The following is a 16256-nucleotide window of genomic DNA, read 5'->3' as shown; positions in this document are numbered from 1 at the left end:
AGGATGCCTCCATTGCTGGCTGACTTCTCTCATGCCAGGGCCTGCAAACCATTTTGCGAAAAATACTTGACACTACCATGGAATCAAGTAAAAATGTTATGGGATATGGACCGGACGATTTTAGCCCCGGCAAGTGTTGACACGGGGCGGCGGCATCATTATAATAAAAAGAAATGTACGCATTTTTCAAAACGCCGCGCCGCGGGCGGGGCGATCATAAAAGGTGGTAAGAGTATATGGCAGGAAAACAGGTGATCTTGACCCAGGAGGGCCTGGAAAAGCTGGAGCAGGAGCTGGAAGAGCTCAAAAGTGTCAAACGAAAAGAAATTGCAGAAAAAATTAAAGTGGCCCTGTCCTTCGGCGACCTGTCCGAGAACAGCGAATACGACGAGGCAAAGAACGAACAGGCCATCATGGAAGCGCGCATTGCGGACATTGAAGTCACACTGAAAAATGTGAAGGTCATTGACGAGAGCGAGCTCAGCAACGAGAATATTCACATTGGTTCCAAGGTCGAGGTGCGCGTCAACAATCCGCGCACGGGCAAGACGGACGTTTACAATTATAAAATTGTCGGTTCCAACGAAGCGGACCCGCTTTCCGGCAATATCTCCGATGAGTCCGCCGTGGGCAAGGCCCTGTTGGGCCACGGCATCGGCGACAAGATCGAAGTGGAGGTTCCGGCAGGGATGATGGAGTACGAGGTGCTCGCCATCTCCAAATAAGAAACAAGGCGGCGTGTGGATGGCGGCGAAGCGCGTCCCGGCCGCTTTTTCTTTTTCTAAGGGAAACAAGGAAGCCTGCGCCCCGAGCGCCGGCAAAAGATAGGGAGAGCTGAACATGAGCGAAAATAAGAACGAGCAGCCGCAGGCTGTGCAGACCGAACAGGAATTGAACGAACTCCTCCAGATCCGCCGGGATAAGCTGGCAAAGCTCCAAGAGGCGGGGAAAGACCCGTTTGCGATTACAACCTGCCCGCGGGATCACTATGCGCAGGAGATCCGCGACCAGTTTGAGACGCTGGAAAACCAGGACGTCTGCATTGCGGGCCGCGTCATGAGCTGGCGCGATATGGGCAAGGCCAGCTTCCTGGATATCCACGACAAGACGGGCCGGATGCAGGTCTATGTCAAGATCGACGAGGTCGGGGAAGAGACCTATAAGGAAATGAAGGCCTGCTGGGATTTGGGCGACATCATCAGCGTCAGCGGCTTTGTCTTTAAGACGAGACGGGGCGAGATCTCGGTCCATGCGAAGGAGATCAAGCTGCTCAGCAAGTCCTTGCTGCCGCTGCCGGAGAAATTCCACGGCCTGAAGGATACCGACCTGCGGTACCGCCAGCGCTATGTGGACTTGATCGTCAATCCGGAGGTCAAGGATACGTTTGTGCGCCGTTCCCAGATTGTGACGGAGATCCGCAATTTCCTCAATGAAAAGGGCTTCTTGGAGGTCGAGACCCCTGTGCTGCACACCATCGCGGGCGGCGCTTCGGCAAGGCCGTTTATCACGCACCACAATACCCTGGACATGGATATGTACCTGCGCATTGCGCTGGAGCTTTACCTCAAGCGGCTGATTGTCGGCGGATTCGATAAGGTCTATGAATTGGGCCGCTGCTTCCGCAACGAGGGAATGGACACCCGCCACAACCCGGAATTCACCATGCTGGAGCTGTACCAGGCGTACACCGATTACAACGGCATGATGGACATCACTGAGGAGCTCATCCGTACCGTGGCGCAGAGGGTACTGGGCACGACGGTGATCACCTACGGCGATGTGGAGATCGACTTGGGCAAGCCGTTTGCGCGCATTTCCATGGTGGATGCGGTCAAGAAGTATGCGGGCGTGGACTTTGATGCGATTGCGACCGACGAAGAGGCGAAGGCTGTGGCCAAGGAGCATCATATCCAGTATGAGGAGCGCCACAAGAAGGGCGACATCCTGAACCTGTTCTTCGACGAATATTGTGAGGAAAAGCTCATCCAGCCCACCTTCCTGATGAACCATCCGGTGGAGATTTCCCCGCTGGCGAAGAAGATGCCGGGAAATCCGGCATACACCGAGCGGTTCGAGCTCTTTATCGTTGGGCGCGAGCATGCGAATGCATTCTCCGAGCTGAACGACCCGATCGACCAGCGCCAGCGCTTCGAGGCGCAGGCGGCGCTCAAGGCGGCGGGCGACGAGGAAGCATGCGATGTGGACGAGGATTTCCTGACCGCGCTGGAATACGGTATGCCGCCCACAGGCGGTCTGGGCATCGGCGTGGACCGTCTGGTGATGTTGCTGACCGATGCAGCGTCCATCCGCGACGTCCTGCTGTTCCCGACAATGAAGTCCTTACCGAACGACAAGTAAGAAAACCCCAGTATTTATGCGGGTTTCGGGACTTTCCAAACCGAATAAATTTACCTCTTTACACCAAATTTACACCAATCGGTGCTAAAAACGGTGCAGAGACTAAAAAATCGCATAATTTACGGAATGAATGGGCAGTCCCATAGTGGGATTGCCCATTTCTAATAAAGGATACATTCGTATCTGAGTGCAAAAGGAATGTTTATTATGGAATTAAGTGAAAAATTACAAGAGTTGAGGAAAGAAAAAGGACTCACGCAGGAAGAACTTGCGGAAGCGTTATTTGTGTCTCGCACTGCAATTTCTAAGTGGGAATCCGGCAGAGGAGTTCCCAATATCGAGTCATTAAAAGCAATTTCAAAGTTTTTTTCAGTGTCAATAGATGAGTTATTGTCCGGTGAAGAAATACTTAAAATTGCTGACGAGGATAATAAGCAAAAGGAAAAACATACAAGAGACTTAGTGTTTGGTTTACTCGATTGCAGTTTGATTATGTTTCTGTTTCTGCCTTTCTTTGGACAAAAGGGTGATGAGATTATAAAAGAGGTATCTTTACTTTCGCTGACAGGTACCCCGCAGTATATCAAAATACCGTATTTAATTATTGTATTTGGAATTGTACTTACAGGTGTTTTGCTTCTCGCTCTACAAAATTATGAAGCAGTGTTTTGGTTGAAACACAAACATCAAATATCCATTGTGTTAAGCACAGTTGCTACAATAGAATTTATGATAACACTTCAACCTTATGCAGCCTTTTTCACTTTTGTTTTCTTGGCGATAAAGTCTCTGATGCTGATAAAATGGCGATGATACGAAGCGTGTCGCCAATGTGACGGTGAAATTCTTTTCATTTTTATTCATTCCACCTATATTGTAAACAGGCGAAAGCCAAATAATTATGGCAAAGGATTGATAAAAATGAAAAAAGAAAAAAGTCAAAAAGTATTGCTTTCAGGAATAGCAATGGTAGTGTTATTTATTTTGTGGACAGTGGCAATAAGCCTTATTGATGTTCAGCCCATCGGGCCACAAAACTCTTCTGTTGGATTTGCAACCTTGAACGGCTTTATCCACAGCCTGACAGGTGTGCATATGGCAATATATACCGTTACGGACTGGTTAGGACTGATACCGCTTTGCTTTATTTTGGGATTTGCGTTGCTTGGACTTATACAGCTTATTAAAAGAAAAAGCTTATTCAAGGTCGATTCCAGTATTTTGGTGTTGGGAGCATTCTATATTGTTGTAATGGCGGCATATTTGTTTTTTGAATTTTATGTTGTCAATTACCGCCCGGTATTGATTAACGGTTTTCTTGAAGCTTCGTATCCATCATCGACAACCTTGCTTGTTATGTGTGTTATGCCGACAGCTGTTATGCAGCTAAACAGTAGAATTAGAAATACAAAAATGAAAAGAGCATTTGCCTTTGCTTTAATTGCATTTACTGCTTTTATGGTAATTGGCAGGTTGATATCCGGTGTTCATTGGATTACTGATATTATTGGCGGGGCAATTTTAAGTGCGGGTTTAGTGATGATTTATTATAGTGTAACCACTCTTATTGCCCGACAGGAAAGATAAAATTCTAACTGAGGAATCACTTATTGACCTTGAGAGATATTTTCTCCCAAGGTCTTTCTTATTATTCGCAAACTACACCAATCCCGATTTTCTCAATATAATTGGGATAATCACAAAGGAAGGGGTGGTTGTACTATGACGGGCAGTTTAGCAAGCGTTCATCCGGAGCTTATTCCTGAATGGTCAGAGAAGAACTTACCGCTAACGCCGGATAAGATAACCTTCGGTTCAAATAAAAGAGTGTGGTGGAAAGGTGCTTGCGGACACGAGTGGGAAACGAGCGTCAAAGCTCGTTCAAAGGGCGAGAAATGCCCGATATGCTCAGGAGCGAGAGTAATAGAGGGTATCAATGATTTAGCCACATTGAAGCCCCTGTTGGCTCAGGAGTGGTCTAAAAAGAACAAATTAAAGCCTACCGAGGTATCTGTCGCTTCTCATAAGAAGATTATTTGGAAATGTAAACACGGACACGAATGGGAAGCAAGCGTTAAAAGCAGAACGGTAAACGGCACAGGCTGTCCATACTGCTCACATAATAAAGTCCTTGCCGGATTCAATGACCTTGCTTCACAGTATCCCGATATTGCTGCTGAATGGTCTGACAGAAATCTTCCGTTGCTGCCTACAATGGTGACAGCCTTTGCAAACAGTAAGGCTTGGTGGAAATGCAAAGATTGCGGAAACGAGTGGCACACTCTTATTTCAACCCGTTCCGGTGGGAGCAGATGTCCGTATTGTAGTGGATATACATTGCTCAAAGGATTTAATGACTTGGCGACTACGCACCCTGACCTTGCCGCCGAGTGGGCAGAAAGAAATTATCCCCTAATGCCTGATGAGGTAAACGCAAAATCAAGACGCAATGTTTGGTGGAAGTGTAAGACCTGTGGCAATGAGTGGAAGTCCGTTATCAATGCTCGTGTAAAAGGAACAGTATGCCCGGTTTGTGCGGACAGGGCGGTTCTTGTAGGATACAATGATTTAGCCACAACGGACAGGAAACTGCTTGCTGAATGGGATTACGAAAAAAACTCTCTGCTACCGGCACAAGTATCAAGAAGGTCGATGAAAAGTGTGTGGTGGAAATGTTCACTCGGACACTCTTGGAAAGCAAAAATCAACGAAAGAACAATTATCGGAGAAAAATGCACTGTGTGCGAAAAAGAATATCGCTCCGTGTTCCCCGGCTTGGCTGTCGCCTATTACGCCAATCAAAAAGGATTAAAGGTACAGCTCGGTTCAGATAAACTATTAGGGATACCACTTGAAACCTACATTCCGTCAGAAAAGCTGGCGATAGAATTTACGAACGGCTCAGAACATATGGAGGTTCTCAAAAGCCATCTATGCAAGCAGCGAAATATAAAACTTGTAAAACTCCCTTTTAAGACAACCGAAACGGAAGCGGAGTATGCCGATAGAGTAAAAGCAGTTTTCAAAAGCGTACATATCTTTATTTATTCTGATGTCGAAGCAGATGTTTCGGTAATCAGAGCAAAATTCAATGAATGGAGGAAGCGACTGTGAGAGAAGAAAAGTTCCATATCTATCTTAATGATGACGAATACAGCAGAGTGATACAATCACTTATCCGTTTGAAGAACAGCCTGATAGCACAAGGCAGATACACCGACGGAGTTGACGATGTTCTCTGCAAGGTGCTTTCAGCCAAGAAAAGAAAGGTCAAAATCAAATATTTCTAAACACAAAAAGAGACCGCCTACACGACGTAAGCGGTCTTTGCTAATTTTAGAGTAAATCCGACAAACTGAAATTTCACTCTTATTTTGATAATAGCTTTTTATACGAATTATCAACACATATCGCTCCAAAAGGTGCTGTTATTAAAATAGATATTACCGCAACCGTAAGGACAATCTCTCCACAAGACAGCCCCATCGCAAGCGGTACCGTTCCAAGCGCTGCCTGAACTGTTGCCTTTGGTGTATATGCAACCATACAGAATAGACGCTCTTTTTTATTTAGCTTTGTTTTGACAAGCGATACTGCTACTCCCATCATCCTAAATACCAACGCCAAAATTACTAACAAAATCACTACAACACCTGCCGCTAATGCATACTTCAAATCAACCGCAATCCCAACCAATACAAATAGGAATATTTCTGCTCCAAGCCAAAGCTTATTATATTTTACGGATAGACGCTTTGCCAACACATCATATTTTTGATTGATGATAATGCCCATACTCATTATTGCCAACAGCCCTGAAACCGGCACAATACCTTCCAGTCTATTTTGCAATTCAAGCAGTAGAAATGAAACACTTAGAATGATAAGCACCTTTACGGAATCACGTATGTGAAATCTTCTAAAAAACCATACAAGAATAGTTCCTACTGCTCCGCCTAAAAGAACTCCCAGCAAAATAGATGTCGGTATCTGTATGAAACTTATTGCAGATACTTCCCCTGTTGAAGCTAAAGTAGTAAGTGCGGTAAACACTACAATCACAAACACATCATCCACAGATGCTCCCGCCAAAATTAACTGTGGAATACTCTTGTCCGTACCATATCCATCCTCTATCAGTTTTATCATTCTTGGAACAACCACCGCAGGAGATACCGCAGCTATGACACTTCCTATGATTGCTGCATCCAGAATAGATACACCTAATAATAACGGTGCGAAAATTATTGTTCCCATCATTTCAATACATGCCGGTACAAAACACATTAGAATTGCCGGACGACCTACCTTTTTCAAATCAGAAAAATTTAAAGACAAGCCAGCTCTTGTCAGAATAATAACTAATGCAATCTGTCTCAAATCTCCTGATATAGTAAGTATCGAGTCATCTACTAAATTCAAACAATGTGGACTTAATACAATTCCCACGATAATCATTCCCAGCAAGCTTGGTAATTTCATTTTTGAAAATATCCATCCCACCAGTAACCCGAACAACAAAATAATAGCAATACTCGTTAACATATAATCCTCCTTATACCACAGGAACTAAAAAAGCTGACAGTTTCTGCGTGGTTTTCGCAGAAGCCATCAGCATAATTGCGGTTTAGGGGTTATTACCCATGGGAGCGCCTCATTCCCAATGTTGATATTATAATATTTTTTCTTCTCTTTCGCAACAGAAAATTCAAATTTTTCTTTTGATTAACTCTTATTATACACCAAAAATATGAATATTTCTACCCGCCGTCTATTGACCTCAATTACGAGGGAAATAGGCGGCTTTTTTGTTTCTAAAAAAATATTTTCAAGAAATTTTTGAAAAAGGGGTGATTTTGGGTGTGCATTTTGACCCCCTTTGTCCAAATGAGTGAAGGGGTTAATTCCGAACCACAAAAAGGTCAGCCCTTTCACTTGTATTTTGACAACTGAATAAATCATTCACTAAGACTTTAATTCTGATGATTTTAGCCACCTTATCGGGTACGCCGTGACTTCTGCATTGCAGAACAGCGAGAACTCCCGGTATAAGTAACAGGTTGCCCCTGTTACGGCGATGACAGTCAGAAGGATAATGATACTTCTCTACGGAGCTGGCGGAGTACCCGGCAGAGGTGAAATTCCTATGATACAGATTAGCAGTCTGTTCCTTAGTGACTTCCCGTGAGCTTATTGTAGTTTCGAAGAGACTTCGAAGCAACAACACCTCGGGTCACACTGGAGTGTGGCACGATAAAAAGCACGACCGATGGCACGCATTCATCAACTTCCAGGGCAAGCATTACAATCTGGGCACCCACCCAACCTTTCAATCTGCAGTCAAAGCGAGAAGAGCTGCGGAGGAGCGTCTCCACGATCCTTTGATACTAGAGAACTGGGCCTGCCTAACAGAGGATAGAAAAAAAGAGTTTGTTACTTATCTGAAAAATGAAAGTGGTATGGTAGAGGAACAGGAACTAAATACTTATAAAAAAGAAAAGCGAATGAGGCTTTAATGCTTCATTCGCAAAAACATTCTATAACATAGTTTAGAGAAAAGATGGTTTGGTTGCGTAGAAATAAAACTTAAGGGTATGTATATTCTGACATTTTTATACTGTTTGCATCAAAAATTGAATAAAATTCGTAAAATTATTTGCGACAAAATGTCGCATTTTTATTGACATATATAAAGTGGAGTGGTATACTTATTATGTTTTCGAGTAAATATTATTGGTGAAGAACTTTTAGTTCTATGCAAGACAATGGCGCTCTTTCAAAATTTGCAAGGGATTATGTAGGAAATGAGGTAATAAGATGCCATATAAACTTGACGAAAAAATAAAAGAGATGTCTATTGAAAACATGACAAAGAATATGGTTGCCTTGAGAACGATGCTCCATCTTTCTCAGGCTGAACTTGCAACTTTGATTGGTGTAGGTAGACAAACACTGGTTGCTATTGAAACTCGCAAGCGTAAAATGACATGGAGTGTGTTTCTATCGCTATTATTTGTTTTTTCCCAAAACAAAGAAACTTATTCCCTGTTAGAGATTTTCGGAATCTATACTCCGGAGATGAAGGAGATATACTCCGATATCAATACGTAAAGGAAAAAGTCATGAAGATTAGTGCAAGTGTAGTTAGTCATCCAGGAAATTGCAGAGACAAAAATGAAGACAATTTTTGTTTCAATGGTAAGAAGCTCGAAGGTAATGCTACTTTGAGACCTATCAGGTTCTATGGTAGAACCTCCGCTTCGATATTAATGGGGATTTTTGATGGAATGGGTGGCATTAAGGCTGGAGAGGTTGCATCACGCATAGCTACGGATGTGGCATGCTCGGCTATTTCTGAGATAAAAGATCGTCCTGATACAATTGCTCAGCTAGTAAATATTTGCAAACAGGCAAATACCGTAACATGTAACGAGATGTTGAATGTCATAAAACAACGCATAGGGACAACTGCATCGATGTTGTGTTTTAGGGATGAGAATTATTACCTTTGTAATATTGGCGATAGCCCGATTTACTTATTCAGAGACAATGTGTTAAAGCCTATTTTTCATGAGCACACCGAAAAGGAAAATTTTCTTCGAATTCATGGAGCGAACGCTATCCTACCAAAGAAGAAATTTAAACTTACACAAAATATTGGGATTTTCCCAGAAGAGATGGAAATCGAACCATTCGTAATATCTGGTGAGTTAATAAAAGAAGATCGTTTTTTAATTACTAGCGATGGTCTTACAGATATGGTTGATGAAACAGAGATAGCAGACGTCCTAAGTAAAAGAATGTCTCCGGCGAGAACAACCAAACAACTATTACAACGAGCCTTAAATAATGGTGGGAAAGATAACACCACTATTATTTGCATTGACATTAGATGATTTGCAGGCAAAAAAACTGTGATTTGAGGGGAATAACATGGTAATAACAGCAGTTTTATTACATAACGAAAACCTATATTCTTTTGCACTCCAATATGGACAGGAGATATCTATAGGTTCAAATAAGAAAGACAATATCCAAATTGCAGACTTTGCAAGTGGGCAGATTGTTATCAAATGGAAAAACACAGGTGTGTGCGTTAATGCGAGAAAAGCCTATAATTTCGAAAAAGAGGTTGTTCCGCTTAATACTATTCTGGTGCTTAACAACGCGACAAAAACCGTATTATATTTGAGCTCCGAAACATCCACTTCCGAAAAGAGCATCAAACTACCATATAATTGCATTTTGAAGTTTGGCAGATCCGATTCTAACGATGTGGTGTTAAAACTGCCCTTTGTATCAAGTTCACACTTTGTGCTCAAGAATGAAGCTGGAAATGTACGTGTTGAAGATCAAGGAAGCACAAACGGTCTCTTTTTGAATGGAAAAAGAGTCAGCATTGCGAAAATGAAGTCTGGGGATGTTTTATCTATATTAAGCGCCCAGATTAAACTTATAAATGGAACACTCACATTTGAAAATGTGGGTGATAAAATTGAAATCAAAAAAATAGAAGACAACTCAGCTGATGCCGCATCTCATGTATCGGCCGATTCGTTGCACCTGAAATATAGACGGTCTCCCCGTACTCAGGACCAACTGCCTAATCAGGATATTATCCTTGCAAATGCTCCAAACAAGGGGCAAAAGTTTGAAAAAAGTAGAGGCATGTTTGCTTCTCTTGCTGGAACTGGCGCTATGTTTGCAGCTAATATGATGACTTCTGCCGCATCACCTGCATTACTTGCTGCTAGAGCTGCCAGCCTGGTTTCCCCAATTGCCAGTGTTGCAACTTCAACAGGCTCGAATAAGAGACGTAAGATGACTCTTGAGCAATACGAAGCAATGAGAAGAGAAAAATACGGTGCCTACATTGATGATCAAAAAGCACGTATCGAATCTGTAGCTAAAGTTCAAAGGGAGATTATTGCAAAAGAAAACCCAGAGCCAAGAGAATGCATGAACATCCTTTACGGGTTAAAAAGAAACTTTTGGGAGAGAATGCCTTCCGATAGAGATTTTCTTGATGTTCGTGTTGGTATGGGTTATGAAAACCTTTGCGTTGCTGTAAAGAGCAGAACGGATAGTAATGGTTTTCAAATGGAGGACGACGAGATTCGTGAGTTATCCGAGCAAATCATAGAAGAAACACGCATTGTTGATAACGTTCCCGCTAGAATTTCATTATTAAATAAAAACTCAATTGGTTTTGTTGGATCCAGAGATAAAACCATTAAGTTAATTAAGAATATGCTCATTTCTCTAACAACAGCCCATTGTTTTGAAGATGTTAGAGTAGTCGGCATTTTCGATGCCAAAGAGCGAGAAAAATGGGAATCGCTGAAATGGTTGCCTCATGTTTGGGATGACAATAGGCAGTTTAGAACCCTGGCGTTTGACAAAGAGAATGCTCACAACCTTTGTGAGATGTTTAATGACGTATTGAAAAAGAGACGCGAGGAGATGAAGGATGGATCCTATGGTCAAAAAGTAATTCCCCAGCCGTTTTATATATTTATATTCGGTTCTAAAGATATGGTCGAAAAGGAAGAGATTATGCATAACCTATTTGTGAACAACCCATCCATGGGTATCACATCCATGTTCCTTTTTGACGATATGTATATGCTGCCTAATGATTGCCAATGCATCGTTGACGTGGACAATGGTCCATGTGTCTTTGATCGCAACGAAGCGAACAACAAGTTTTATTTCACTATGGATCCTAGCACTGATGATATTCAGTGGGATACTTTTGCCCGCAGAATGGCAGCTGTTGAATTAGATGGTTTCGCAACCACGGTCGGTTTACCTAACGGAATAACTTTCCTGCAAGGATTTGGAGCACAAACCGTTGAACAGTTAGATGTATTAAGCAGATGGAATTCATCTGTCCCCTATAAGAGTCTGGCGGCTCCTATCGGAATGATGGCCGGCAATAAGCTGTTTCATTTCGATATCCATGAAAAGAAACACGGTCCACATGGTTTGGTTGCCGGAACAACAGGTTCTGGTAAAAGTGAACTCTTGCAGACTTGGATTTTGTCAATGGCACTGTGTTACCATCCTCATGATGTGTCCTTTGTTATTATTGACTACAAAGGCGGCGGTATGGCAAATCTTCTCGAACCACTTCCTCATGTGGTAGGAAAGATTACCAACATAGGAGCTAACATCTCTCGATCTCTTATTTCTCTGCAAAGCGAAATTAAGAGGAGATATGCAATTTTTGATCGATATGGCGTCAATCACATCGATAAATATCAAAAATTGTATAAGGCCGGAGATGCTACAGAGCCAATGCCTCATTTGATCATTGTTTCCGATGAGTTTGCCGAACTAAAAAAAGAAGAACCCGAATTTATGTCGGGTTTGATAAGTGCTGCACGTGTCGGTCGTAGTATAGGCATTCACTTAGTACTTGCAACTCAGAAACCGGGTGGCGTTGTTGACGATCAGATTCAAAGTAACTCTCGTTTTCGCCTGTGCCTAAAGGTCCAGGATGTAAATGATAGCCGTGAGATGATCAAACGCCCAGATGCAGCCAAGTTGACTCAAGCAGGTCGTTCATATATTCGTGTTGGCGAAGATGAATATTTTGATTTGTTCCAGTCGTTCTGGAGTGGAGCACCTTATTTTGGCGCTGTTAATACCGAAGAGAACATTGGCAATCAGGTAAGGGTTGTAGATGTTACTGGTAAACGCATTAAAACTGTTTTTGATGAAAAAACTCGCTTCAAGTCCGATTTGGATGAATTGACAGCTATTGTTCGTTATATTTGCAGTGTCGCAAGAGAGAATAATATAGAACAACTTCAAGGACCTTGGATGCCAGAGCTTCCTGAAAAAATGTACTTGAATGATATTAAAGAAGCGGGAAGTTTTGACGGAGTTGAGTGGAAAGAGTCTCCGAAATGGTTGACATTTCCTGTTGGTAAATATGATGCTCCTAAACAACAGTCACAAGGAACTCAGTATATGGATCTTGCATCTGAAGGTCACTATGGAATTTATGGTGCTCCAGGGACAGGAAAAACTAGTTTGCTTAAGACGGTTGTTTTGTCTCTTGGAATGCACTACTCTCCGCAGGATGTCAATATTTACATATTAGACTGCGGCGGTTGGAGTATGAGCATGTTTAGTGGAATGCCTCATGTTGGCGGTATTGCACTTGACAGCGAAGAAGAAAAGTTTTTCAAATTTGAAAAACTTATTATGCAGGAATTTGAATCACGAAAGCGCAAATTCCTACAAAACGCTGTGAGCTCGCTTAAAGCGTATCGTGAATCTGTGTCATCAGATATGCCGGCAATAGTTATCGCCATCGATAACATCATTCCGATATTTGATCTTTATCCAGATTTAGAAAATCTGTTTGTGACCATTGCTCGTGATGGGGCAACATACGGTATCTACTTGATTTATACCGCAAATAGCACTTCTGGTGTTCGGTATAAAGTGTTGCAAAACATTCGTGGGGCCGTAGCTTTTGAATTGACAGATAAGGGCGATTATGCCACCGTTGTCGGTCGTTTGGACGGAATGACACTACCTAAGATTCTTGGAAGAGCTTTCTATAAAGGGAATCCCCCGGTAGAATTCCAGACAGCACTTTCTGCTAGCGGTGAAAATGATCGAGAGATGATGTTGGCCGTTAAGGAACTCGCAGCAAAAATGAATGCAGCATGGACGGGTTCACGTCCCAAACCGATTCCAGTAATGCCTGAAACAGTAACATATGAGGATATGGCGTCTGATTACTCGGTTAGAACATTGATCCCTGTAGGCATCAACTGTGAAGACATCAGGACCTCATTTGTTGATCTCTCCACCAACTATTCATTGCTGATTTCCGGTTCGGTGCACTCTGGAAAGACCAGAAAATTGGCACAAATAACTGGTATGGTTGCATCTGTGTTTGCAGACTCTAAGATATTTGTTTTTGACAGTCCTGCTAAAGCTTTGCAGGGAATTCAAGATTCCGTGCACAAATATGCTTGCGTTGAAGATGATGCTGCAGTTACAACAATATTGGACGAACTCGTAGGTCACTTAAATGAGCGCAAGAAAGCACAAAATCAAGCGAGACAAATCGATGGTGAGGCTTTTAACGAGAAAACTTTCATCTCCAACTACGAACTCCTTTGCATCGTTATAGACGACTTAAAGGAATTTGTTGACAAAGTATCCGATAGTAGTAAAAACACTATGGAAAGAATTTGTAGAATGGCTCAAGATCTTGGAGTTATTGTGTTGTGCTCAGGAAGAATGTCCGACATAGCTAAATACAATGAAATTGAGTCCCTCACAAGAGTCATTGTTGCAAATCAGAACGGATTGGTTATGAACGGTTCACCAGCACAACATGAGTACTTCCAGAACAACCTCAAGTTTACAGAGCGTGATATGGAAGCTGGAGAAGGTCTTTCCTATCAGTTTGCCAATGGTAAATGCATTAAGATTAAGATGATACAGTAAAGAGGCGGTACTATGATTAGAGTAGATATAGCGGAAATAGAAAAATTAACAGATATTTTGGTCAAGGTTGCCTCTGATTCTGACGAGGTCTTAAGTAGGCTTAGACAGGTTTCCAACGAAATGCATAATGATGTGGAATTGCCATCCTACCCACAATCTGCAATCGCACTAGAGGCACTTTCCGGAGCAATTGATGCTTTAAATCGTGGGAATGACACATTGCAATCCTTAAAGAACACTATGTTACCAATAGCTAGCACTTATCAGGAAAATGAGAAAAGGAATAAAGAAGCATTAAACCGCATGACTACGCTAATGGATAGTGTGAGTGTGGGTTACAACACGGCTATCGTTTCTGATAGTATAGCTCATGTAGAGCACAACGATAGCATTGCTTCTCAGGGTAAGGTTCAGCAATTAGTAGCAGACAGTGTTGAGGAAATGCAGGTAACTAACATTGCGGCCGTTACTAAAACCGTTAGAGAAGAATACGAGATTTCAAAAATTGAGGATCTTGTAGAGAAAGGTTAACGGAGGGCTACCATGGGAGACAGTTTTCAAGTTAAGTTATCCTCCAAAGAAATATTGATTATTGCTGCTCTTCTGGGCTACGAAAGTGTTTTTGGTGTTGATGAAAAAGCTTTTACAGATGCAAATGTAGATACAAAATCACTAATTAGGCAACATGTGCGCAAGATGGAGCGAAAGAAACTTATTCGATATGATTTGGATGGTATTCTGTACATTGTTCCTGGTCTTAGACAGGCAATTGACTGTATTTGTAACGCAGAAACGGTTGGGATGTTTTCAACAAACCTTAAATCTGGAAAGAAGGCTTCTGTTTACATTATGGAAAAGGAAGGTATAGTTACTTTCCTCGAACATTTTGGCGATGGGAAGTACTTAATTCGTATTGCAGATACAGTTCCTTTAAAGGAGATCATTCCTTATGAGATTCTCTCATCACAACCGTGTGATATTAGGGAGATGATGTTGTTTGAAGAAGCCGAATATGTACATAAACAAATAGAAGAATTTAATCATGACGAAGCCGAAATGCGCATTAAAAAGCACATCAAGGATGAGACAGCAACGAAAACAATCGCAAAGATCCTTACCGGTAATTGTGGATATATGAGTGTTCAGATTCATCGAAAAGGAAATAACTTATATAATGCAATCTACAATAGTTTGTTTGTTGCTGTGAACAATTGCACGATTTCTTTGGTTGCTGATGAAAATGATGTTTTGTGCTTTGAGGCTTTGCCGCCTGTAGTAATTGAAGAACAAATAAACTTGCAATTCAATCTCAGTAAGGAAAGAGGTGCTGTTTAGTGGAAAGTATTATTGTTACAGTCACAAATATCTCAAAGGCTTATTTGTATGATCTTGAAGTACCTACAAATATCACCATTGATAAACTTAAAGATGATATTGTGGAAGCTTTGAATGGATATAATCCGGATTTATTTTTGCGGACAGCAACAACAGAGTTGTTTTGCAACAGAATTGGTCGTCAACTCAAGGCAGATGAAACATTAGAAAATGCTGGTGTGTGGAACGGCGACTATATTACAATAATCGAGGTGTAAAAAATGGATGAAATCACCTTTGTTGATGTTTTAACTCATTATCAAATGAAGCTCAAAGAAGCTTCAGATGAGGTTGAAACTATAAAAAATCAAATTAAGAAAGCGGAAAGTCATATAGATTCCGGTTGGACCGGTGCAGCTGCAGATGCTTGCCGGTTGAAGTTAGAATCCGTTAATGGCGAACTCGCAAAAACTCTTACTGAAATTTCCGAAGCACTCATTAAACTTTCTGCAATAGGAGAGTTTATTGCTGAGGAAGAAACTACTTTGGTTTGACTGCCGTTTGGCATCAAATAAATATTTTATTGAAAGGCGGAAACTACTATGGCACTTATTCAAGTGACACCCGACTTGCTCAACGGCAAGGCAAACGATCTGCGCACTCTTAAGGGACAGCATGATGAGGCAATGAGCAAAATGCGCACCCTCATTATGGGTCTGAACGAAGTGTGGAGAGGTGATGCTCAGGATGCGTTCGTTGCAAAATACGAAAGCATGCAGTCTACCTTCACCAACTTCTCCCAGATGCTCGAAGAGTACGCAAAGCTTATGAACACTGCTGCTCAGAAGCTTCAGGAGACCGATACTGCTCTGCAGGGTACTATGAACAGCTTCGGCGGTTGATCAAGTCAAATACAACTCATGGCAGGACGACATTCATACGTCTGCCGTCCTGCCATGATGTATGTATTGTTTTGAAATGTGTTTAATATATAGATTGAGTACATTTCAAAGCAATGCACCAAATGAGGATAAGGTACAATAAGTTTCGCAAATTGAAAAGAGGATAAAAGAAGACATGGTTTGCAGAACTCTGGTAGAATGAAG

16 protein-coding genes and 1 riboswitch are annotated in these 16256 nt (G+C 42.0%); of the genes, 15 read left to right on the top strand and 1 reads right to left on the bottom strand.

Features of this window, described 5'->3' with window-relative positions:
- The 7 genes from I2E77_RS13780 to I2E77_RS13340 form a co-directional block, all read left to right on the top strand.
- Positions 1-255, top strand: a 255-nt coding sequence (locus tag I2E77_RS13780; RefSeq protein ID WP_207738262.1) for a hypothetical protein, incomplete at its 5' end; no start/stop codon positions are given.
- A complete protein-coding gene (gene greA, locus I2E77_RS13365; protein ID WP_087231226.1) occupies positions 237-725 on the top strand; it encodes a transcription elongation factor GreA in 489 nt (162 codons plus the stop codon). The genes I2E77_RS13780 and greA, both read left to right, overlap by 19 nt.
- A 115-nt stretch (positions 726-840) precedes the next feature.
- A complete protein-coding gene (gene lysS, locus I2E77_RS13360; RefSeq protein WP_195451479.1) occupies positions 841-2358 on the top strand; it encodes a lysine--tRNA ligase in 1518 nt (505 codons plus the stop codon).
- A 207-nt stretch (positions 2359-2565) separates the two neighbouring features.
- The gene (locus I2E77_RS13355) at positions 2566-3171 is read left to right on the top strand and encodes a helix-turn-helix domain-containing protein (protein WP_003525258.1); all 606 of its coding nucleotides are present in this window, start codon (positions 2566-2568) and stop codon (positions 3169-3171) included.
- Positions 3172-3279: 108 nt separating this feature from the next.
- Positions 3280-3945: a phosphatase PAP2 family protein gene (locus I2E77_RS13350; RefSeq protein ID WP_022156502.1), complete on the top strand. Its 666-nt coding sequence runs from the start codon at positions 3280-3282 to the stop codon at positions 3943-3945.
- Positions 3946-4080: 135 nt separating this feature from the next.
- Positions 4081-5472, top strand: coding sequence for a zinc-ribbon domain-containing protein (locus I2E77_RS13345; RefSeq protein WP_195451477.1), 1392 nt, complete (start codon positions 4081-4083; stop codon positions 5470-5472).
- The gene (locus tag I2E77_RS13340; protein ID WP_158424753.1) at positions 5469-5648 is read left to right on the top strand and encodes a hypothetical protein; all 180 of its coding nucleotides are present in this window, start codon (positions 5469-5471) and stop codon (positions 5646-5648) included. Before I2E77_RS13345 ends, I2E77_RS13340 begins: the two co-directional genes overlap by 4 nt.
- A 79-nt stretch (positions 5649-5727) precedes the next feature.
- Here the strand turns inward: I2E77_RS13340 and I2E77_RS13335 are convergent, their stop codons facing one another.
- Positions 5728-6903: a cation:proton antiporter gene (locus I2E77_RS13335; RefSeq protein ID WP_158424754.1), complete on the bottom strand. Its 1176-nt coding sequence runs from the start codon at positions 6901-6903 to the stop codon at positions 5728-5730.
- Positions 6904-6953: 50 nt separating this feature from the next.
- Positions 6954-7029, bottom strand: a riboswitch (Fluoride riboswitch).
- Positions 7030-8175: 1146 nt separating this feature from the next.
- Between I2E77_RS13335 and I2E77_RS13325 the strand changes: the two genes are divergently transcribed.
- The 8 genes from I2E77_RS13325 to I2E77_RS13290 are packed head-to-tail and all read left to right on the top strand — an operon-like array spanning position 8176 to position 16052.
- Positions 8176-8469: a helix-turn-helix transcriptional regulator gene (locus I2E77_RS13325; RefSeq protein ID WP_207738259.1), complete on the top strand. Its 294-nt coding sequence runs from the start codon at positions 8176-8178 to the stop codon at positions 8467-8469.
- An 11-nt stretch (positions 8470-8480) separates the two neighbouring features.
- Entirely contained in the window at positions 8481-9254 is a 774-nt protein-coding gene (locus I2E77_RS13320) for a PP2C family protein-serine/threonine phosphatase (protein WP_195451475.1), read from the top strand.
- Between the two features lie 37 nt (positions 9255-9291).
- On the top strand, positions 9292-13836 hold the full coding sequence (gene essC / locus I2E77_RS13315) for a type VII secretion protein EssC (protein ID WP_195451474.1): 4545 nt from the start codon (positions 9292-9294) through the stop codon (positions 13834-13836).
- A gap of 12 nt (positions 13837-13848) precedes the next feature.
- Positions 13849-14367 (top strand): hypothetical protein, encoded by a 519-nt coding sequence (locus tag I2E77_RS13310; protein WP_195451473.1) that lies wholly within the window; start codon positions 13849-13851, stop codon positions 14365-14367.
- A 12-nt stretch (positions 14368-14379) separates the two neighbouring features.
- Positions 14380-15171 carry a hypothetical protein gene (locus tag I2E77_RS13305; RefSeq protein ID WP_195451472.1) on the top strand — a complete coding sequence of 264 codons (792 nt, stop codon included), beginning with the start codon at positions 14380-14382 and terminating at the stop codon, positions 15169-15171.
- Positions 15171-15428 carry an EsaB/YukD family protein gene (locus I2E77_RS13300; protein WP_195451471.1) on the top strand — a complete coding sequence of 86 codons (258 nt, stop codon included), beginning with the start codon at positions 15171-15173 and terminating at the stop codon, positions 15426-15428. The genes I2E77_RS13305 and I2E77_RS13300 overlap by 1 nt, the downstream gene beginning before the upstream one ends.
- Positions 15429-15431: 3 nt before the next feature.
- Positions 15432-15704 (top strand): hypothetical protein, encoded by a 273-nt coding sequence (locus tag I2E77_RS13295; protein ID WP_195451470.1) that lies wholly within the window; start codon positions 15432-15434, stop codon positions 15702-15704.
- A 48-nt stretch (positions 15705-15752) separates the two neighbouring features.
- The gene (locus I2E77_RS13290) at positions 15753-16052 is read left to right on the top strand and encodes a WXG100 family type VII secretion target (protein WP_195451467.1); all 300 of its coding nucleotides are present in this window, start codon (positions 15753-15755) and stop codon (positions 16050-16052) included.
- Positions 16053-16256 lie beyond the last annotated feature (204 nt).

The sequence above is a fragment of the Anaeromassilibacillus sp. 1001302B_160321_C8 genome, from assembly GCF_015554745.1.
GTDB classification, from domain to species: domain Bacteria; phylum Bacillota; class Clostridia; order Oscillospirales; family Acutalibacteraceae; genus Anaeromassilibacillus; species Anaeromassilibacillus stercoravium.
Note: the sequence above shows the minus strand (reverse complement) of the source record. Positions and strands in the feature narration are given on the sequence as shown.

What these genes read in the sequence shown, in the direction of transcription:
- I2E77_RS13295 (WP_195451470.1), top strand. Translation starts at nt 15,432, where the DNA reads ATGGATGAAATCACCTTTGTTGATGTTTTAACTCATTATCAAATGAAG.
- essC (WP_195451474.1), top strand. Translation starts at nt 9,292, where the DNA reads ATGGTAATAACAGCAGTTTTATTACATAACGAAAACCTATATTCTTTT.
- I2E77_RS13335 (WP_158424754.1), bottom strand. Translation starts at nt 6,903, where the DNA reads ATGTTAACGAGTATTGCTATTATTTTGTTGTTCGGGTTACTGGTGGGA.
- I2E77_RS13290 (WP_195451467.1), top strand. Translation starts at nt 15,753, where the DNA reads ATGGCACTTATTCAAGTGACACCCGACTTGCTCAACGGCAAGGCAAAC.
- greA (WP_087231226.1), top strand. Translation starts at nt 237, where the DNA reads ATGGCAGGAAAACAGGTGATCTTGACCCAGGAGGGCCTGGAAAAGCTG.
- I2E77_RS13310 (WP_195451473.1), top strand. Translation starts at nt 13,849, where the DNA reads ATGATTAGAGTAGATATAGCGGAAATAGAAAAATTAACAGATATTTTG.
- I2E77_RS13355 (WP_003525258.1), top strand. Translation starts at nt 2,566, where the DNA reads ATGGAATTAAGTGAAAAATTACAAGAGTTGAGGAAAGAAAAAGGACTC.
- lysS (WP_195451479.1), top strand. Translation starts at nt 841, where the DNA reads ATGAGCGAAAATAAGAACGAGCAGCCGCAGGCTGTGCAGACCGAACAG.
- I2E77_RS13325 (WP_207738259.1), top strand. Translation starts at nt 8,176, where the DNA reads ATGCCATATAAACTTGACGAAAAAATAAAAGAGATGTCTATTGAAAAC.
- I2E77_RS13320 (WP_195451475.1), top strand. Translation starts at nt 8,481, where the DNA reads ATGAAGATTAGTGCAAGTGTAGTTAGTCATCCAGGAAATTGCAGAGAC.
- I2E77_RS13305 (WP_195451472.1), top strand. Translation starts at nt 14,380, where the DNA reads ATGGGAGACAGTTTTCAAGTTAAGTTATCCTCCAAAGAAATATTGATT.
- I2E77_RS13350 (WP_022156502.1), top strand. Translation starts at nt 3,280, where the DNA reads ATGAAAAAAGAAAAAAGTCAAAAAGTATTGCTTTCAGGAATAGCAATG.
- I2E77_RS13345 (WP_195451477.1), top strand. Translation starts at nt 4,081, where the DNA reads ATGACGGGCAGTTTAGCAAGCGTTCATCCGGAGCTTATTCCTGAATGG.